An 18,505-nucleotide genomic window follows, 5' to 3' on the forward strand; every position below is an offset into this window, starting at 1 on the left:
GGGCGGGGCTCTGGTTCGCATGTCCGCGCGAGGGGTGTCTTTCGGTGACTGACGGCCTGTTGTCCGCTTTGCTGCCTTCGGTACTCGGCGAGACCACGTTGCGCGGGGTCGTCGAGCGCGCCGGTGCGCCGCTGCTCGATCTTCAGGGCCCCACCGCCGCCCGCCAGCTGGTGGTCTCCGCGCTGGCCGCCGGCGCCGGCCGCCCGGTGCTCGCGATCACCGCGACCGGACGGGAGGCCGACCTCCTCACGGCCGCGCTCGACAGTCTGCTCGGCCCCGGCGCGGTCGCCGATTTCCCGTCCTGGGAAACGCTGCCGCACGAACGTCTTTCCCCGCGCGCGGACACCGTGGGCCGCCGTCTGGACGTGCTCCGCCGCCTGCGGGGCGACGACGCGCCCCGCGTGGTCGTCGCGACCGTGCGCAGCCTGATCCAGCCCATGGCGCCCGGCCTCGGTTCGCTGTCCCCGGTCGATCTCGTCGTGGGCGAGGAGCAGGAGTTCGAACGCGTTCTCGACCGGCTCGTCGAACTCGCCTACACGCGGGTCGACATGGTGGAAAAGCGGGGCGAATTCGCCGTCCGCGGCGGCATTCTGGACCTCTTCCCACCCACCGCGGGCCATCCTTACCGCGTCGAGTTCTGGGGTGACGAGGTCAGCGAGATCCGCGCCTTCGCGGTGGCCGACCAGCGGTCGCTGCCCGGTGAGATCCAGGCCGTGCACGCGCCGCCCTGTCGCGAACTGCTGCTCACCCCGGCGGTGAAGGCTCGCGCCGGGGAACTGGCCGAGCGGCACGCGTCCGACGCCCACCTCGCCGAAATGCTCACCAAGCTCGCCGATGGCATCCCGTGCGAAGGCATGGAGGCGCTCATCCCGGTGCTCTGCGACGGCGAGTTGGAACTGCTCACCGACGCGATGCCCGTGGGCACCCATGTGGTGCTGGCCGACCCCGAAAAGATCCGCGCCCGCGCGCACGATCTGGTGCGCACCGGACAGGAGTTCCTCGAGGCGTCGTGGCTCACCGCGGCGGCCGGCGGCCAGGCACCGATCGACCTCGGTGCTTCGGCCTACCGTGCGCTCTCCGAGGTCGCCAAGCATGCGGGCGAGACCAATCGGCCGTGGTGGACGCTTTCCCAGCTGACCAGCGAAAACACCGACGTCTATCCGATCACGATCGACGCCGCACCCACCTATCGCGGCGATTTCGACCGGGTCAGCACCGATCTGCGCGCGCACCTGGCGACCGGGGGCGCCGCGGTGCTCGTCGTGGCCGGCCACGGGACCGCGGCCAGGGCCGTCGAGCAGCTCACCGCGGCCGACATCCCGGCGTCTCAGGCCGACGGCGAGGTCAAGCCGGTCAACGGGGTCGTCACCGTGGCCTGCGGCGGGCTGACCGAAGGATTCATCGCGCCGGAGCAACGCCTGGTCGTGCTCACCGAGGCGGACCTGACCGGTCGCGGACCGGCCGCCGCGTCCTCGGCGCGCGACCTCAACACCAAGATGCCGTCCCGGCGGCGCAACGCGGTCGACCCGCTGGCGCTCAAACCGGGCGACTACGTGGTGCACGACCAGCACGGCATCGGCCGTTTCGTGGAGATGGTGCAGCGCACCGTCGCCGGCGCGACCCGCGAGTACCTGCTGCTGGAATACGCGTCGTCCAAGCGGGGCCACCCCGGTGACCGGCTCTACGTGCCCACCGACCAGCTCGACGAGATCTCCCGTTACGTCGGCGGTGAACTGCCCACGCTCAACAAGCTCGGTGGTTCGGACTGGAAGAACACCAAGGCCAAGGCACGCAAGGCGGTCAAGGAGATCGCGGCCGAACTCGTCCAGCTCTACGCGGCCCGCCAGGCCTCGCCAGGGCACCCGTTCGCGCCGGACACGCCGTGGCAGCGCGAACTGGAGGACGCCTTCCCGTTCACCGAGACCGCCGATCAGCTCGCGGCGATCGACGAGGTGAAGACCGACATGCAGCGCGGTGTCCCGATGGACCGCGTCATCTGCGGTGACGTCGGCTACGGCAAGACCGAGATCGCGGTGCGCGCGGCCTTCAAGGCGGTGCAGGACGGGAAACAGGTCGCCGTCCTGGTGCCGACGACGCTGCTCGCCCAGCAGCATCTCAACACCTTCAGCGAGCGCATGCAGTCGTTCCCGGTCACCATCAAGGGCCTGTCCCGGTTCACCGCGAAGTCCGAAGTGGACAGTGTGCTGGCCGGGCTGGCCGACGGCGAGATCGACATCGTGATCGGCACGCACCGGCTGCTCCAGACCGGCGTCCGCTACAAGGACCTCGGCCTGGTCGTCGTCGACGAGGAGCAGAGGTTCGGGGTCGAGCACAAGGAACACATCAAGGCCCTGCGGACCCACGTCGACGTGCTCACCATGTCGGCCACGCCGATCCCGCGGACCCTGGAGATGTCGATGGCCGGCATCCGGGAGATGTCGACCATTCTCACCCCGCCCGAGGACCGGCATCCGATCCTGACCTACGTCGGCGCCTACGACGACAAGCAGGTCGGTGCCGCGATCCGGCGCGAACTGCTGCGCGACGGCCAGGTCTTCTACGTGCACAACCGGGTTTCCTCGATCGAAAAGGCCGCCAAACGGCTTCGTGAACTGGTGCCCGACGCGCGCGTCGTGACCGCGCACGGCCAGATGAACGAAGAGAAGCTGGAAAAGATCATCCAGGGCTTCTGGGAGCGCGAGTACGACGTGCTGGTCTGCACGACGATCGTGGAGACCGGACTGGACATCTCGAACGCGAACACCCTCATCGTCGAGCGCGGCGATCTGCTCGGCCTGGCCCAGTTGCACCAGTTGCGCGGCCGGGTCGGCCGTGGCCGCGAGCGGGGGTACGCGTACTTCCTCTATCCCTCCGAGTCGCCGTTGACCGAGACCGCGCACGATCGCCTCGCGACCATCGCGCAGAACACCGAACTCGGCGCCGGGATGGCGGTCGCGATGAAGGACCTGGAAATCCGTGGCGCGGGGAACATCCTCGGCGCCGAGCAGTCCGGGCACATCGCCGGCGTGGGGTTCGATCTGTACGTGCGGCTGGTCGGCGAGGCCGTGGACGTCTTCCGGCGGCACGCCGGTGCCGAACCTCTCGAAGAGGAAGAACTGCGCGAGGTCCGCGTCGACCTTCCGGTGGACGCGCACATCCCGCACGACTACGTGCCCGGCGAACGGTTGCGGCTCGAGGCCTACCGCAAGATCGCGTCGGCGCCGGACGCGGAGGCGCTGGACGCGGTCGAAGAGGAACTGATCGACCGCTACGGCCAGCCTCCGGCGCCGGTGCGGCGGCTGCTGGCGGTGGCGGCGTTCCGGCACGCCTGCCGCGCCGCCGGGGTGACCGAGGTTTCCGCGCAGGGCAACAGCATCCGCTTCGCGCCGCTTTCGCTGGCCGATTCCCAGTCGGTGCGGCTCAAGCGCTTGTACCCCAAGGCGATCTACAAGGCGGTCACGAACACCGTGTCGGTCCCGAAGCCGACCGAGGGCCCGGCGGGTGGCCGGATGGGGGCGCCCGCGCTGCGCGACGAGGCGCTCCTCGACTGGTGCACCAAGCTGCTCACCAACCTCACCAAGACCCCGGCCGCGGTCAGCTGAGGTCCCGGCGCAGATCGTCGAGGAGATCGGCCACCACGCCGGTGTCGGCAGGGACGAACCGGAGAATTTCGTCGCCGTAGCGCGGACGCGCCGTCACGGCCCAGCGACCTTCGTCGGTGTCGTACACGCGCACGGGACCCGAGACGTGTCTTCGGTGGCACTGGCGGATTTCGACGTGGAATTCGGCGATCGCGAAGGGGCGCGCCGCGGCGAGAGCCTGCGCCCGCGCGACCTCACGGCTCGGGCGGGGCGCGCCGATCGTTTCGGGATCGGCGGCCAGGATTTCGCTCCGTGGCACGGTGATCGCCGGTTCCGGGCTTTTCCAGGAATCTTTCGGAAGCACCCGGGCCAGCACCGAACTGAGATGGTCACACCGGAAGGTGCGAACGAAGACCTCCTCGTCCTCTCTGACCGCGATCAGGCCGAATTCCGGTCGTGCGGCGACGAGCGTCCGGAGGTGGATGTCGTTGACCAGGTCACTCGACCAGCCATAACGCGCTTCCTCCGGCCTGCTGAGCAGACCGGCGATATCGGCCGGGCTCGGCTCGCCGGGTTTTGTCCTTCGCGGTGGAGCGAGGACCCGGACGGCTTCTTCGCTTCGCCATACCGGTTGTGGCGCAAGGACGATATGGAGTTCATCTCCCGCTTCCTCGCTCACCAGGGCGGCGAGTTCGTCGACGTGAAAGCGCTCGGCTTCTTCGAACCACATCCTCGGCGTCAGAAGCCGGCCACGCCGAGCGGCGGTGTTTCGGGCGGTTGGTTGCCGCCATGCCCGGGAATGCCGGTACCGGCCATCCCGGACCGGCCTTCCGGGAGACCCGCGTGGCCGAGGTTGCCGTAGGCGGACGGCATCCGGAAGCCGTTGTCCGAACTGCTGACGGACCAGGAGTCCATCGCCGACACATTCTGCTGCGCCGCGTCGAACGAAGCCTTGACCTTGTCCTGGTAACCGCAATTTTCGGCGCCCAGGATGATGAGGTTTTCCAGAGTGGACGGTGCCCGGGGGACTTCGGGGATCGGCACGACCTTGTTCTTGGTGTCGTAGAAGGCCTGGATCTGGTTCTGGATCAACTGGGACGCTTCCACCATGCACATCGCGGCTTCGTCATGGGCGAGGGCGAGGGGACCCGCGCTCAGCTGGGCGGCCTGCGAGGCGCTTCCCGTCCAGCCTTCCTCCATCGCGGCCACGAGGGTGGTGATCCGGTCGACCCGCTCCTGATAGGCCGACATCACGGTGGCCAAATGGTGCTGTGACCGCATGAGATCGCCAGGACCTTCGGCGTTCATGAAGTTGTCGTAGATTTGCTGAGGCGTCATCGTGTCACCGAACCCGGCTTCGCCCACCTGTGCCGTCGTCATTTCCGCCACCCGTTGTCGGTGGTTTCCACCACGTCGGTGGAACAAAGCCCCTGGCCATCCGCCGCGCTTCCCCCATCGATCAGTTCCTGATCGTGTGCCACATAGGTTCGTTCGGCCTTGTGCAACGCATCGATCCATTGCCGGATATATCGCTGCATCGCGGTGTTCTGATCGATGGCAGCCTGAATCGAGGCCCGCATATCTTGGGCGTTCTTCACGGCCGGCTTGTCGGCCGAGGGCGGATTCGCGTGCCGCTGGGCTTGGCGCAGCTGATTCTCGTCATTCCGGATGTCGTCAAGGACCTGTTCCCAGTCCGTGATCCGGTGGGCGATCGTGGCCGGGTCGAACTCGTAGCCGCCGGGGCCGGAGTTGGGCATGGCATCACTCCCTGTAGTCAATTGAATACGAGACGGCAGTGTAGCGCTGGTCAGCGCGCCAAGAAGCCGTTCCGGGAAGGCCACGTCGGCAGGGAGAACGCGGGACCGGAAACGAGGGGTAGCGGTGCGTTCACGCGCTGCGCGATTTTCAGCGCGCACCCCGGTTTTGAGGCCATTGGAGCCTTCCGGCACCTTTGCTTGCCGGGTGGTGGGCTTTCCGCTGATCCCGCAGTTGTGAGAGGGTACGGCTTGTGATGCGGATCATGGGTCGTCCTCGCGCGCTTCGCGGGGTTACCGCCGTGCTTGCCCTGTGCCTCCTGGTCGCCGGGTGTGGTTCCGGGCCGAGCCAGGTCCGGGCGGCGGCGTTCCTGCCCGGCCACGAGATTTCGGTGGACCAGGTACAGCAGCTCATCGACAGGGCGGTCCAGGAACAGCCCGCGGCTCAGCAGCTGGCCCAGCAGCACAAGCTCGACCAGGTCGGCCGCGAGGCGGTGCGGCAACTCGTGCTGCACGACCTCATCACCCGCGCGGCCTCGCGCGAGGGGCTGACCACCGACCCGGCGCTGGCCACCCAGCTCGCGGCGAGCCTGGACCGGCCCGTGTCCATCAACGACGTCGACCCCTCGCAGCTGGCGACCGCCATCGTCGCGCGTGTCCGGGACCACGGCGAGTACGCCTCGGACTACCTGCTGGAGCGAGCGCTGGGCGCCAAGTATTTCGACAAGCTCGCGATCACCTTCGACTACACCACGGTGTCCTCCGACGACGGTGCGACCCGCCGGGACAAGGCGTTCGCCAAGGCCGCGGAGATGGCGGCGTCTCCCGACTCGGCCGCCAAGGTGGTCGCGGCCGACACAGCGGCAGGCCAGGAGGCACGGACCGGTATGCGCTTCGCCGCGGTCCAGTCGCCGGATCTGGCCTCGACGGTCCTCTACGGCGTCCCGGCGGGGACGGTCGTCACCTTCGAAGCCGACCCGGGCCAGGCGCTCTGGCTCGTCGCGGTCATCCGGCAGCGTGATGCCGGCACCCCGGTTTCGGTCGACCAGGCCTCCACGCCGACGGCGGGACAGCTCGCGTCGCTGGGTATCCGGCTCCTCCAGCCCTACCTGAGCGACACGGGCGTGAAGATCAACCCGCGTTACGGCGTGTGGGATCCGGTCGCGATGGACCTCGCGCCGAGCGCGGCGGAGTCCACCGGCCTCGTTCTGCCGGTGAAGGGATACGTACAGCCTTGACGGTTGTCCTGCTGCCTCACCCAGGCGCGGGCGTGCCACCCGCGGCGATCCCGCTCATCCGGACCGCACGCGCGCTCTACACCAGCGAAGTCGACGCGGACCGGCTGGGCGCGAAGCCGGCGCCGGACGTGCCCGAACTGCTGGCCGAGGCGGCCGAACACCCGGTCGTGCTGTTCGCGGCGCGCGCGGACGACCCGCGGGTGATCGCGCTGCGGGAGGCGGGTGCGCGGGTCGTGGAGCCGCAGCCGGGTACCGGGCTGTCGCACGCGGCCTGGGTGATGGACCGGCTGCGTTCGCCCGGCGGATGCCCGTGGGACGCGGAGCAGACGCACGATTCCCTGCGCCAGTATCTCGTCGAGGAGACCTACGAACTGCTGGAGGCCATCGAGGAGGACGACCGCGCGGCGCTGCGGGAAGAACTCGGCGACGTGCTGCTTCAGGTTCTCTTCCACGCGCGGGTGGCAGCCGAGCATCCCGGCGACCCCTTCGACATCGACACCGTCGCCGCCGAACTGGTCGCGAAACTCGTCGGCAGGCATCCGCATGTGTTCGCGGGCACCGAAAAGGTGGCCACCGCGGCGCATCAGGAGCTGAAATGGGAAGAGCTCAAGCAGGCGGAGAAGCAACGGGAGTCCATTGTGGACGGTGTTGCGCTCGGTCAGCCCGCGGCGGCACTGGCCGGGAAACTCGGGCAGCGCACCGGGCGCGCGGACCTTCCGGCCGAGTTGTTCCCGGCGGGTTCCGAGCCCGGCGCGCGGCTGTTCCGGCTGGCCGCCGAGGCCCGGCGCGCGGGGGTGGATCCCGAGGGCGAACTTCGTGCGGTGGCCAAGCGTTTCGCCGCCGATGTGCGGGCCGCGGAACGTGCGGCGCGTGCCGACGGTGCAGATCCGGTCACGCTCGGCGCGGACGGCTGGCGAGCCTACTGGCCGCGCACACGGTCCGCTGACTCCTGACCGTCCGGCGGGACCGTCGCCCACCACCGCCCTCAACGGAAGCGCTTCGCGCCGCTCCTCCTTCTTGAGGCACGCACTAATCTGACCGGGTGGCCGAACCCACTTCGCGCGGGGGCATGCGCAGGCGGCAGCTTCCGCAAGGCCTGCTGCTCGCCCTGGGGGTGGTGGCGACCGGTCTCGTCCTGCTGCTGACCGTCGGCGTCACCAAGCCCGACCAGGCTGTCGGTCCCACGGTGACCACGACGGCGCTACCGCCGCCCGCGGTCGCGCCGAAGCCCGCCGTCGCCGCGCCCGTGGATCACCCGGACTCCTCGGATGTCGCCGAACTGGACGAGTGGGCGAGGCGGCTCGCCAAGCCCACCGGGGTACCCAGAGCCCTGCTGGCCGCCTACGGCCGGGCCGAGATGTGGATGCGGACCGAACGGCCCGGCTGTCATCTGTCGTGGTCCACCCTCGCGGCGATCGGCCAGGTACAGGCGGTCGGCTCCGGTCCGCTCCCGGTCCCCGATCCGCTGTGGCACAGCTTCGCGGGCCGTGCCTCGTCCGACGGCAAACCGCCCGACCCGCGCGATCTCGACGACGCCGCTTTCACCGCGGCCCGGGCGCTCTGCGCGGGCGGACAGGATCTCCTCACCGGACAAGGCTGGTCCACCGCCGTGCTCGGCTACACCCAGTCCACCGCCGACGCCCACGACGTGCTCGCGGCCGCGACCACCTACGCGACCGTCGCTCCCGCCTAGGTTTCCTTGCCTGGAACGGATTCTCGTCAGTTCTGTTGCAGCCGGAGGCGGGCGCTGACCTCGGAAAGCGCGTCCTGGTATTCGGGCACGGGGTTCATCGCCCAGGCCATGCGGAGTTGTCCGAGGGCTTCCACCAGACGCCCGAGCCGCTGCAACGTGCGGCCGAGCACGAACCGGGCGTAGTGATCGGCTGGGTCCATCTCCAGGACCCGGGTGAAAGCCTGCTCGGCGTGGTTGAGCTGAGCGGAGTGAAAGTAGGCGCGGCCCGCGAGAAGTTGCACGCTCGGTTTGTCCGCTTCGGTCTCGAGCACGGGCTGGAGGACCTTCAGTGCGTCGAGCGGGCGTCTGTTACGGATCAAGGCCTCGGCCTGCCGGAATGCCTTGAACCGGTGCTCGCCCGTATGGTCCCGGGCCTGGTCCTCGTCATTCATAGTCAGATCGACGTTACCCGCCAGATGCGCGTTTCGGCAGGGGGCGATCAGGCGAGCGTGAAGCCCCGTGGTGGACTGTCCAGCCATGAGCGACGAACCACGGTATCTCGGTCTCTCGCCGTACCTGTACTACACCGACGCCTCGGAGGCACTCGAGTGGTTGGTCCGGGTGTTCGGTTTCGCCGAGAAGGTGCGTTACGTCGACGCGGCGGGCGCGGTCTTCCAGGCCGTCGTGTGTGCCGGTGACGCCGAGATCCACCTCGCCGGAGTCGGCTCGGACTACTGGGCGGCCAAGGGCGTGGACCGCCCGGTGGGGCAACTCAATGTAATCTACGTGGACGATGTGGACGCTCAGTACGCCCGGGTGTGCGAAGCGCTGATGGACACGGGGGAGGCCACCGCGCCGCAGGATCAGCCCTACGGTGCCAGGGTTTTCACCGTCCTCGACCTCGGCGGGAACAGCTGGACGTTCTGGCAGTGGATCTCCGACCGGGCCGAGTTGCCGCCCGGCTGGCAGGAGATAAGACACACGGAAGTGTGAACATCACAGCCTGTTCCGATGCGAGTCGCCAACGGGTGACCGCCGTCTTTCGTTACGCTGGTGCCGTCGTTGGGACTATCCGATGAGGAGCGAAGCGTGGCGGTCATCGAGCAGGTAGGCGCGCGCGAAATTCTGGACTCGCGCGGGAACCCGACCGTGGAGGTCGAGGTCGCCTTGGACGACGGCACGCTGACGCGGGCCGCGGTGCCCTCCGGGGCGTCGACCGGCGAGCACGAGGCGGTGGAACTGCGTGACGGTGACGCCTCGCGCTACGGCGGCAAAGGGGTCGAGCGGGCGGTCGCCGCGGTGCTCAACGAGATCGGTCCCGAGCTGATCGGCGTCGAGGCGGTCGAGCAGCGGATCGTCGACCAGAAGCTGGTCGACCTGGACGGCACGCCGGACAAGTCCCGGCTGGGCGCCAACGCCCTGCTCGGTGTGTCGCTGGCGGTGGCCAAGGCCGCGGCGGAGTCGGCCGAGCTGGAGCTGTTCCGGTACCTCGGCGGTCCGAACGCGCACGTCCTCCCGGTGCCGATGTTGAACATCCTCAACGGCGGCGCGCACGCCGACACCGACGTGGACATCCAGGAGTTCATGATCGCGCCGCTGGGGGCCGAGTCCTTCCGGGAGGCGCTGCGCTGGGGCGTGGAGGTCTACCACTCCCTCAAGTCCGTGCTCAAGGGCCGTGGCCTGGCCACCGGTCTCGGCGACGAAGGCGGGTTCGCCCCGAGCCTGTCCAGCAACCGGGAAGCCCTCGACCTCATCACCACGGCCATCGAGAAGGCCGGTTACGTGCCCGGCCGTGACGTCGCGCTCGCGCTGGACGTGGCCGCGACCGAGTTCTTCACCGGTGGCGAATACTCGTTCGAGGGGGCCAAGCGCAGCGCCGACCAGATGACGGCCTACTACGCCGAACTGCTCGACGCCTACCCCCTCGTCTCGATCGAGGACCCGCTGTCGGAGGACGACTGGGACGGCTGGGTGAGCCTGACCGGGCAGCTCGGCGAGCGGGTGCAACTGGTCGGTGACGACCTGTTCGTCACCAACCCGGACCGCCTGGAGCAGGGGATCGAGCGAGGCGCGGCGAACGCGTTGCTGGTCAAGGTCAACCAGATCGGCACCCTGTCGGAGACGCTGGACGCCATCACGCTGGCCACCTCCTACGGCTACAAGAGCATGATGAGCCACCGCTCGGGTGAGACCGAGGACACCACGATCGCCGATCTCGCCGTGGCCACCGGCGTCGGCCAGATCAAGACCGGCGCACCGGCCCGGAGCGAACGCGTCGCGAAGTACAACCAGTTGCTGCGTATCGAGGAAACCCTGGGCGAAGCCGCCCGTTACGCCGGAGACCTGGCCTTCCCGCGGTTCACCCCGGAGAGCTGACGTCCGTCGTGACACAGCGGGCACGCGAGCGCGGCAGTCGCGGCCGTCGTACGGAGAGCCCACGAGTTCGCCGTACGGAGGGCGTTCCGGCTCGCCATCCGCAGCGGGTGCGGCGTGACTCACGCCGGGAGACGATCCGGGCGCGGCTGCGCCGGGGCCTGAGCGCCAAGCAGGCGGCCGGCGCGGCTCGCGTCCTCGGGATGTCCACCACCCGCCGGGCCGCCGTGCTGGCGATCGTGGTCTGCGCGCTCGCCTTCACCCTCGCCGTTCCCCTGCGCACCTATCTCAGTCAGCGCGCCGAGATCAGGGTGCAGGAACAACGGCAGTCGGAGTTGCGCGCCGAGGTCGCGCAGCTGGAAGACCGGAAGGCCGCGCTGTCCGACCCGGCCGAGGTGGAGGCGGAGGCGCGGCGCCGGCTCCGGTACGTGATGCCGGGCGAAACGCCGTACCTGATCCAGCTTCCCGAAGACACGCCACAAGGACAGCGTCAGGGCGCGCAGCGGCAGCCCGGTCCCGGGGACGGCGCGTGGTACCAGCAACTATGGAGCAGCCTCGGGGGATAGCGCCGCGCGGCCGGGGATAGCCTGGGGAGGTGTGGAGGACGGAAACGCCCGTGTTCGAGCCCGTGACCGACGCCGACCGGGAGATCATCGCGATCCAGCTCGGCAGGCCGCCCCGGGCGCTGCGCGCGGTCGCGGCTCGCTGCCCCAGCGGGCACCCCAATGTGGTGCAGACCAATCCTCGGCTGGAGAACGGAACGCCGTTTCCGACGCTGTACTACCTGACGTGTCCGCGGCTCGCTTCGTTGGTGGGCAGGCTCGAAGCGTCGGGGATCATGCGGGAGATGACCGAGCGCCTCGAGGGGGACCCCGATCTCGCCGAGGCCTATCGCCGCGCGCACGAGTCCTATCTGGCCCAGCGCGATGCCATCGAACCGCTCGGCCATCAGGTCACCGCGGGCGGGATGCCCGGGCGGGTCAAGTGCCTGCATGTCCACCTCGCACACACCCTCGCCTGTGGACCCGGTGTGAATCCGTTCGGAGACGAGACGCTCGAGCTGCTCCGTCCCGACTGGCCCTCCGGGGACTGCGTGGGTTGATCGGCCCGCCGGCGATTACGCCGTTTGACCGATCGCGTCGCCGATTTCCCTTCCATGCACCGGGATTTTCCCGCCTTTTCAGGCAAAACGCGTTGCCGCGGGTAACGAACCGGGCAAGATGTGGGATAAGCAGTCCGTAACAGCGCCTTGCTGGGCCGTTCATTACCAATCCGACGGCAGTCACGGCGGGACCGCTGGGGACCGTATCCGCCTGCTTTCGGTCGGGTCGGCACCGCGGACAGCGTGGTCATCGAGGCCGGGCGGGGTGCCCGGAGGGGAGGTGCGGCGCGTGAGCATGTGCTCTCCACGCGCGCGATCGGACGAGCGGCAAGGTCGCCCTCACGCCGTCCTTTCTCCGGGTGGGGCCTCATGCGCCCGTTGAGACATTCCCGGCGCCGGGCACGGATCGCCCGGCGCAAGATCCGCAGAATCGGCTTGCGCTACAAGACATTCGTCGCCCTCATGGGCGGTCTGGCCGCGGTGGTCCCGGCCGTGGCGGCGGGCGGTGGCACCGGAGACTGGGTCCACCGGTTCAGCACCCAGCACAGCCGTGACGCCGCTCTCGTCGGTGGTTTCGACCCCACCCTCGTGCACGTCAACGTGGACGGAACCCTTCCGCTGACATCCATCCCGGTCGACCTTCCGCTGCCCGCGGACGAAATGCCGGCGGCCTACATCCTGCCGGGCGGCCTGCTCGGCATTCCCGGGACGGCGCTCAAGGCGTATCGCAACGCGGCGGACATCATGGCCTCCGAACAACCGGGCTGCCACATCGACTGGGCGCTGATCGCGAGCATCGGCCGGATCGAGTCGAATCACGCCCGCGGCGGCTACGTGGACCGCAACGGCAAGACCCTCGAACCGATCCTCGGGCCGGAACTCAACGGCGTCGGCCCGGTCGCCGCGGTTCCCGACACCGATCACGGGGTCTACGACCTGGACGCGGTGTGGGACCGCGCGGTCGGCCCCACCCAGTTCATCCCGTCGACCTGGCTTGCCTACGCCTCGGACGGCAACGGCGACGGGGTGTCCGACCCGAACAACATCTACGACGCGACGCTCGCCACCGCACGCTACCTGTGTTCGGGAGGTCTGGACCTGTCCAAACCGGACCAGGTGCGCGCGGCGATCTACCGCTACAACAATTCCGACGCCTACGTCGCCGCCGTGATCCTGTGGGCCGAGGCCTACCGTGCGGGCGTGATGCCGCTGCCGGACAGCCAGGTGCCGATCGGTGCCCCGCAGCCCGCGCCGGCCCTTCCCGCGCCCGCGCCGGTGACACCACCACCCCCGCCACCGACGGTCACACCGCCGCCGCCGGCATCCTCGACGACGAACCCACCGTCGAGCACGAGCGGTTCCACCACGCCGGGTACCTCCACGCCGGGCACCTCGACGCCCGCTCCACCGGGATCGTCCACCCCGCCGCCAACCTGCACGAGCACGACGACGAGCACGTCGAGTCCGTCGCCGTCGGGCACGCCGACTTCGCCGACCACCCCGGTCCTGCCCCCGTGTGCGCCACCGCCGCCGCCACCGCCACCGGATGGTTCGAGCAGTGCTCCGGCCACCACGAGTCAGACGCCCCCGAAGAACTCGTAGGGTGGGGGTATGCCCCGAGTTGCCGCGATCGACTGTGGAACGAACTCCATCCGCCTGCTCGTCGCCGAGCTGACACATCGCCACGACGGCACCGTCGACCTGCGCGACCTGCATCGCGAGATGCGGATCGTCCGGCTCGGACAGGGAGTGGACGCCACCGGCAGGCTCGCGCCCGAGGCCTTGGAGCGCACTCGCGCGGCGCTCGCCGACTACACCATCGCGGCCCGGCGTAAGGGGGCCGAGCGCGTGCGGATGGTGGCGACCTCGGCCACCCGCGACGCGAGCAACCGCGACGACTTCTTCGCGATGACCAGGGAACTGCTGGGGATCGAGGCCGAGATCATCAGCGGGGACGAGGAAGCGCGGCTGTCCTTCACCGGCGCGGTCGGCGACCTCGACCCCGACGACGGCCCGTTCCTCGTGGTCGATGTCGGCGGCGGATCGACGGAACTGGTCCTCGGCGAGTGGGACGGGCGGCGGGCTTCGGTGACTTCCGCGTGCTCGGTCGACATCGGTTGTGTGCGGATCACCGAGCGCGCGCTCCGATCGGATCCGCCCACATCGGACGAGGTCGAGGCCGCGCGCGAGTTCGCCACCGAGGTGCTCGCCAAGGCCTTCGAAGCGGTCGACGTCCGGAAGGCGAAGACGTGGATCGGGGTTGCCGGCACGGTCACCACGCTTTCCGCGGTGGCGCAAGGATTGCCGGCGTACGACGCCGAGCGCACGCACCTGTCTCGTCTGTCCGCCGAGGACATTCACGCGGTCGCGGCCGAACTGCTCGCCGCGGATCACGAGACCCGCGCGGCCAACCCGGTGATCCACCCCGGGCGGGTGGACGTGATCGGTGGCGGCGCGCTGATCGTCCGCGTCCTGGCCGAGCAGCTGGCCGAGCGTGGCGGTCCGTCGGGGCTGCTGGTCAGTGAGCACGACATCCTCGACGGAATCGCGCTCTCCCTCGCCTGACCGTTCGGGTGGGGCACCCGACTTTAGTAGGAAGTTCCGGCCGTTTCGGTGGCCGAGCGGTTAGTTTCCCCTCATCCGTTTTGTGAGGAGGGGTCCGGTTTGAGAACCAGGTCGCTTGCCGCCGCGTTCGTCCTGCCATTGCTCGCGGTGGTCGCCCCGGTGGCCGGCGCGGAGCCGGCCTCCGGTCAGGTCGCCGAGTTCACCGTGCTGACCGCGGCGGGCCACAGCGTCGCCGCGGCGGAACAAGCCGTGCGCGACGCGGGTGGCACCGTGCTGCGCAGCAACGAAGCGGTCGGCCTGGTCACCGCGACCGCACCGGCGGCAGGTTTTCCCGAGCGGGTCAGCGCCAGCAACGCGGTCTACGGCGCGGCACGGGCCACCAGCATCGGGAAGGCACCGCAGGACCGGACGGGGCGGAAACCCGACGTCGAGAAGGAGGCGCACGCCGCGCCGGCCAGCGGCGCCTCGGCAAAACCGGCCCCGGCGGGCATGGATCCGCTCGACGGACAACTGTGGGGCCTCAAGTCCGTCCGCTCGGACCTGGCACGGTCCGTCGAGCCAGGGGACCGCCGGGTGAAGGTCGGCGTGATCGACACCGGCATCGACGCGAGCCACCCGGACATCGCGCCCAACTTCGACTACGCCGATTCGCGGAACTTCACCCGTGACATCCCCAACGACGAGACCGGTGCCGTGGTGGACGGGCCATGCGAGTACCGCGGCTGCGTCGACCCGGCGGATCACGACGACAACGGTCACGGCACACACGTCGCCGGCACGATCGCGGCCGCGGCGAACGGCTTCGGCATTTCGGGGGTCGCGCCGAACGTGACCCTGGTCAATGCCCGCGCCGGGCAGGACTCCGGGTTCTTCTTCCTGGGGCCGGTCGTCGACGCCTTGACCTATGCCGGGGACGCCGGGCTCGACGTGGTGAACATGTCCTTCTACGCCGACCCGTGGCTCTACAACTGCGGGAACAACCCGGCTGACACGCCGCAACAGCGGATGGAGCAGCGCACGATCGTCGAAGCGATCACGCGTGCGCTGAACTACGCCCACCGTAAGGGCGTGACATCGGTGGTGGCGCTGGGCAACGAACACACCGACCTCGGCGCGCCGCAATCGGACGCGACCAGTCCCGACTATCCGGCGGGCGCCGCGCACAGCCGCACGATCGACAACGCCACCTGCCTGTCCATGCCGACCGAGGGCCCGCACACCATCGGTGTCTCGGCGTTCGGACCGTCGGGCAAGAAGGCGGACTACTCCAACTACGGCACCGAGCAGATTTCGGTCTCCGCGCCGGGAGGGTTCTTCCGCGACGGTTACGGCACGGACTGGTTCCGCACCAACGAGAACGAGATCCTGTCGGCGTATCCGCGCAACGTCGCGGTCGCCGAAGGCAACGTCGACGCGGACGGCAACGTCACTCCGGCGGGCGTCGCCGCCGGAGTCCAGAAGGCGACCACGCCGGACGGCCGGACCGGCTATTACCAGTTCCTGCAGGGCACTTCGATGGCCACGCCGCACGCGACCGGAGTGGCCGCGCTGATCGTTTCCCGCTACGGGCGGCCCGGCTCGGGTGGATTCGGTCTGAACCCCGATGCCGTGCAGCGCGTCCTGGAAGGCACCGCGGCGAAGATTTCCTGCCCGGTCCCGCGCACTGTCGACTACCTCAAGGAAGGACGCGACGCTTCCTTCACCGCGATCTGCGAGGGAACGCCGGACTTCAACGGTTTCTACGGCCACGGCATGGTCGACGCCTACGCGGCGGTCACCCGCGGCGCGCCCTACCTACGCTGACCAAGAATGAGCGGTGACTCTGCTTCAGGAAGAAATTTCCTGTTCTCCGACCCGTTGCCCGGTTAGGTTGCCTCACCCGGTTCGTGAGGAAGGGAAACGGATTGAGAATCAGGTCTCTCGGCGCCGTGTTCGTGTTGCCATTACTCGCGGCGGTCACCCCCGCGGCCGGTGCGGGTCCGACGCCCTCCGGCGGGGTCGCCGAGTTCACCGTGCTGACCGCCGCGGGCCACAGTGTGGCCGAGGTGGAACAGGCTGTGCGTGACTCCGGTGGCACCGTGGTGCGCAGCAACGGCGCGGTCGGTCTGCTCACGGCGACCGCGCCGGCCGCCGCCTTTCCCGACCGGGTCAGCGCCGGCCACGGGGTCTTCGGCGTGGCACGGGCCGACAGCATCGGGAAAGCGCCGAAAAATCCGGTCAGGAAGCTCAGCGTCGAGAGCGGGGCGCAAGCCGCGCTGGACAGCGAACCCTCGGTGAGTAAACCGGCTCCCGCGGCCACCGACCCGCTTGACGGCGAATTGTGGGGCCTCAAGTCCGTCCGTGCGGACGTCGCGAGTCCCGTCGAGCCAGGTGACCGGAGGGTGAAGGTCGGCGTGATCGACACCGGCATCGACGCCACCCACCCGGACATCGCGCCCAACTTCGACGCGGCCGATTCGCGGAGCTTCGCCCGTGAGGAACTGAACGACGGGACCGACGCCGTGTCGAACCGTCCGACGCCGGCTGCATTCTGCCGGCGGACCGCGACGGCAATGGCCACGGCACGCACGTCGCCGCCACGATCGCGGCCGCCGCCGACGGTTTCGGCATCTCCGGAGTCGCTCCGAACGTGACCCTGGTCAGCATCCGTGCCGCCGACGACTCCGGGTCCGTTTACCTGGGACCGATGGTCGATGCCCTGACCTACGCCGCCGACTCCGGGATCGGCGTGGTGAACATGTCGTTCTACGTGGATCCGTGGCTCTACAACTGCGACCACAACCCCGCCGACACGCCACAGGAGCAGAGGGAACAGCGCACGATTGTCGAGGCCGTCACGCGCGCGCTGAATTACGCCTACCGGAAGGGGGTGACATCGGTGGTCGGGCTGGGGAACGACCATACCGACCTCGGCGCACCGCAACCGGACTTCTCCAGCCCCGATCATCCGGTGGGGGCCGCACGCCTCCGCACGATCGACAACGCCACCTGCCTGTCCCTGCCGGCCGAAGGGCCGCACACCATCGGCGTTTCCGCGTTCGGACCGTCAGGGAAGAAGGCGGACTACTCCGACTACGGCACCGAGCGGACGTCGGTCTCCGCGCCCGGCGGGTTCCTCGAGGACGGTTACGGCACGGACCGGTACCGCACCCGCGGAAACCAGATCTTGTCGGCTTATCCGCGCGATGTCGCCGTCGAAGACGGCAACGTCGACGCGGACGGCAACGTCACGCCGGACGGTGCCGAGGCCGGGGTCCGGAAGGCGACCACCGCCGACGGCCATATCGGCTATTACCAGTACCTGCAGGGAACCTCGATGGCCACGCCGCATGCCACCGGAGTGGCCGCGCTGATCATTTCGCACTACGGGCGGCCGGGACCGGGCGGATTCGGCCTGAATCCGGATGCCGTGCGACGGATCCTGGAGGGGACGGCCGCGAAGGCCCCGTGCCCGGAGCCGCGCACCGTCGACTACCTCAAGGAAGGAGACGACGCTTCCTACACCGCGATCTGCGAAGGAACGCCGGACTTCAACGGTTTTTACGGTCACGGCATGGTCGACGCCTACGCGGCGGTCACCCGCGGCGGACCCTACCTCGGCTGAATCCTGTTGCGGTGCCCCAAGAAGGCTCTCGGGGCACCGCAACGGCGTCCTCGCCGCTGCTCAGATATGCGGCAATCTGGACGGTTGCCCGGGCTGATAGTCGCGATGGCGGGTTCGTAGCCTGCTGAGTTCCAACCAGGCTGGGCCGATTCTTGTGCATAACTGTTCAACGGCATCCCCGTGCGAGGCCAGCATCCGCACGTAGTCCCACCGCACGGCGTCACGACCTGGTGGCTTGCGGCACACGCAGCGTAGACCATGCTCGATTGCCGGAGTGGCTTCGTCGAAGCGAGTGCGGATGTGGCGGTCCGCTGTGATGGCGACCCAACCTCGTTTGGCAACCTCAGGAATCCGTTCCTCGTCCTTGCGGGGAACCAGGTCCGACACAGGATCGAGTGAACCGATCACCACGTCGTTGCGAAGGTGCATCAGCCCTCTGCCAACTCCGGCGAGATCCTCATCCATGAAGAACCTGACCTTGCGGTCAGCCCGGAGTCCTCCTGTGCCTGCCACAACATCCGCTTTCCGTCAGGCTGCAGGCAGGGGGCGGCATGGGCAAGGGGATAAGCCTGATCGAATCTCTCGCGCAGTACCTCGACAACGCGACGTAGGCGTG

General features: G+C 69.1%; 18 protein-coding genes. 13 read left to right on the plus strand and 5 right to left on the minus strand.

Annotated features, from left to right (window positions below; genetic code table 11):
- Positions 1-59 precede the first annotated feature (59 nt).
- Complete coding sequence (gene mfd / locus ACFSXZ_RS22520; RefSeq protein WP_378267572.1) at positions 60-3,602, plus strand: transcription-repair coupling factor; 3,543 nt, start codon at positions 60-62, stop codon at positions 3,600-3,602.
- On the opposite strand, the gene ACFSXZ_RS22525 is transcribed toward mfd, so the two are convergent.
- From ACFSXZ_RS22525 to ACFSXZ_RS22535, 3 genes are read right to left on the minus strand one after another with little or no spacing between them, the layout of a single operon-like run.
- Positions 3,595-4,311 carry an ESX secretion-associated protein EspG gene (locus ACFSXZ_RS22525; protein ID WP_378267125.1) on the minus strand — a complete coding sequence of 239 codons (717 nt, stop codon included), beginning with the start codon at positions 4,309-4,311 and terminating at the stop codon, positions 3,595-3,597. The two genes, mfd and ACFSXZ_RS22525, sit on opposite strands and share 8 nt — an antisense overlap.
- Positions 4,312-4,319: 8 nt before the next feature.
- The gene (locus ACFSXZ_RS22530) at positions 4,320-4,961 is read right to left on the minus strand and encodes a PPE domain-containing protein (RefSeq protein ID WP_378267126.1); all 642 of its coding nucleotides are present in this window, start codon (positions 4,959-4,961) and stop codon (positions 4,320-4,322) included.
- Positions 4,958-5,338: a hypothetical protein gene (locus tag ACFSXZ_RS22535; RefSeq protein ID WP_378267127.1), complete on the minus strand. Its 381-nt coding sequence runs from the start codon at positions 5,336-5,338 to the stop codon at positions 4,958-4,960. Before ACFSXZ_RS22535 ends, ACFSXZ_RS22530 begins: the two co-directional genes overlap by 4 nt.
- Positions 5,339-5,601: 263 nt before the next feature.
- Between ACFSXZ_RS22535 and ACFSXZ_RS22540 the strand changes: the two genes are divergently transcribed.
- The 3 genes from ACFSXZ_RS22540 (at position 5,602) to ACFSXZ_RS22550 (ending at position 8,266) form a co-directional block, all read left to right on the plus strand.
- Positions 5,602-6,573: a hypothetical protein gene (locus tag ACFSXZ_RS22540; protein ID WP_378267128.1), complete on the plus strand. Its 972-nt coding sequence runs from the start codon at positions 5,602-5,604 to the stop codon at positions 6,571-6,573.
- Complete coding sequence (locus ACFSXZ_RS22545) at positions 6,570-7,526, plus strand: MazG family protein (protein WP_378267129.1); 957 nt, start codon at positions 6,570-6,572, stop codon at positions 7,524-7,526. The genes ACFSXZ_RS22540 and ACFSXZ_RS22545 overlap by 4 nt, the downstream gene beginning before the upstream one ends.
- 89 nt (positions 7,527-7,615) lie before the next feature.
- Entirely contained in the window at positions 7,616-8,266 is a 651-nt protein-coding gene (locus tag ACFSXZ_RS22550) for a hypothetical protein (protein WP_378267130.1), read from the plus strand.
- 26 nt (positions 8,267-8,292) lie between these two features.
- On the opposite strand, the gene ACFSXZ_RS22555 is transcribed toward ACFSXZ_RS22550, so the two are convergent.
- Positions 8,293-8,697, minus strand: coding sequence for a tetratricopeptide repeat protein (locus ACFSXZ_RS22555; protein ID WP_378267131.1), 405 nt, complete (start codon positions 8,695-8,697; stop codon positions 8,293-8,295).
- Between the two features lie 85 nt (positions 8,698-8,782).
- Here ACFSXZ_RS22555 and ACFSXZ_RS22560 point away from each other — a divergent pair, with 85 nt between their 5' ends.
- The 9 genes from ACFSXZ_RS22560 to ACFSXZ_RS41285 all read left to right on the plus strand — a co-directional run bounded on the left by ACFSXZ_RS22560 (position 8,783) and on the right by ACFSXZ_RS41285 (position 17,889).
- Positions 8,783-9,238, plus strand: coding sequence for a VOC family protein (locus tag ACFSXZ_RS22560; protein ID WP_378267132.1), 456 nt, complete (start codon positions 8,783-8,785; stop codon positions 9,236-9,238).
- Between the two features lie 96 nt (positions 9,239-9,334).
- Positions 9,335-10,621 carry a phosphopyruvate hydratase gene (gene eno, locus ACFSXZ_RS22565; RefSeq protein ID WP_378267133.1) on the plus strand — a complete coding sequence of 429 codons (1,287 nt, stop codon included), beginning with the start codon at positions 9,335-9,337 and terminating at the stop codon, positions 10,619-10,621.
- An 8-nt stretch (positions 10,622-10,629) separates the two neighbouring features.
- The gene (locus ACFSXZ_RS22570) at positions 10,630-11,184 is read left to right on the plus strand and encodes an FtsB family cell division protein (RefSeq protein ID WP_378267134.1); all 555 of its coding nucleotides are present in this window, start codon (positions 10,630-10,632) and stop codon (positions 11,182-11,184) included.
- A gap of 29 nt (positions 11,185-11,213) precedes the next feature.
- Positions 11,214-11,720 (plus strand): DUF501 domain-containing protein, encoded by a 507-nt coding sequence (locus ACFSXZ_RS22575; protein WP_378267135.1) that lies wholly within the window; start codon positions 11,214-11,216, stop codon positions 11,718-11,720.
- Positions 11,721-12,089: 369 nt separating this feature from the next.
- The gene (locus ACFSXZ_RS22580) at positions 12,090-13,322 is read left to right on the plus strand and encodes a lytic transglycosylase domain-containing protein (RefSeq protein ID WP_378267136.1); all 1,233 of its coding nucleotides are present in this window, start codon (positions 12,090-12,092) and stop codon (positions 13,320-13,322) included.
- A 9-nt stretch (positions 13,323-13,331) separates the two neighbouring features.
- Positions 13,332-14,285 (plus strand): Ppx/GppA phosphatase family protein, encoded by a 954-nt coding sequence (locus ACFSXZ_RS22585; protein WP_378267137.1) that lies wholly within the window; start codon positions 13,332-13,334, stop codon positions 14,283-14,285.
- A gap of 99 nt (positions 14,286-14,384) precedes the next feature.
- Positions 14,385-16,088, plus strand: coding sequence for a S8 family serine peptidase (locus ACFSXZ_RS22590; protein WP_378267138.1), 1,704 nt, complete (start codon positions 14,385-14,387; stop codon positions 16,086-16,088).
- 101 nt (positions 16,089-16,189) lie between these two features.
- On the plus strand, positions 16,190-16,918 hold the full coding sequence (locus ACFSXZ_RS41280; protein ID WP_449224284.1) for a S8 family serine peptidase: 729 nt from the start codon (positions 16,190-16,192) through the stop codon (positions 16,916-16,918).
- Positions 16,867-17,889 (plus strand): S8 family serine peptidase, encoded by a 1,023-nt coding sequence (locus ACFSXZ_RS41285; RefSeq protein ID WP_449224287.1) that lies wholly within the window; start codon positions 16,867-16,869, stop codon positions 17,887-17,889. Before ACFSXZ_RS41280 ends, ACFSXZ_RS41285 begins: the two co-directional genes overlap by 52 nt.
- Before the next feature lie 60 nt (positions 17,890-17,949).
- Here ACFSXZ_RS41285 and ACFSXZ_RS22600 read toward each other — a convergent pair whose 3' ends face one another.
- On the minus strand, positions 17,950-18,354 hold the full coding sequence (locus ACFSXZ_RS22600; RefSeq protein WP_378267139.1) for a PIN-like domain-containing protein: 405 nt from the start codon (positions 18,352-18,354) through the stop codon (positions 17,950-17,952).
- Positions 18,355-18,505 lie beyond the last annotated feature (151 nt).

Origin of the sequence: Amycolatopsis pigmentata, assembly GCF_042684065.1 — a bacterium.
Lineage (GTDB): Bacteria > Actinomycetota > Actinomycetes > Mycobacteriales > Pseudonocardiaceae > Amycolatopsis_E > Amycolatopsis_E pigmentata.

Coding starts and splice junctions, on each gene's coding strand:
- ACFSXZ_RS22540 (WP_378267128.1), top strand. CDS start 5,602: ATGGGTCGTCCTCGCGCGCTTCGCGGGGTTACCGCCGTGCTTGCCCTG.
- ACFSXZ_RS22525 (WP_378267125.1), bottom strand. CDS start 4,311: ATGTGGTTCGAAGAAGCCGAGCGCTTTCACGTCGACGAACTCGCCGCC.
- ACFSXZ_RS22580 (WP_378267136.1), top strand. CDS start 12,090: ATGCGCCCGTTGAGACATTCCCGGCGCCGGGCACGGATCGCCCGGCGC.
- ACFSXZ_RS22535 (WP_378267127.1), bottom strand. CDS start 5,338: ATGCCCAACTCCGGCCCCGGCGGCTACGAGTTCGACCCGGCCACGATC.
- ACFSXZ_RS22600 (WP_378267139.1), bottom strand. CDS start 18,354: ATGGATGAGGATCTCGCCGGAGTTGGCAGAGGGCTGATGCACCTTCGC.
- ACFSXZ_RS22585 (WP_378267137.1), top strand. CDS start 13,332: ATGCCCCGAGTTGCCGCGATCGACTGTGGAACGAACTCCATCCGCCTG.
- ACFSXZ_RS22555 (WP_378267131.1), bottom strand. CDS start 8,697: ATGAATGACGAGGACCAGGCCCGGGACCATACGGGCGAGCACCGGTTC.
- ACFSXZ_RS22530 (WP_378267126.1), bottom strand. CDS start 4,961: ATGACGACGGCACAGGTGGGCGAAGCCGGGTTCGGTGACACGATGACG.
- ACFSXZ_RS22560 (WP_378267132.1), top strand. CDS start 8,783: ATGAGCGACGAACCACGGTATCTCGGTCTCTCGCCGTACCTGTACTAC.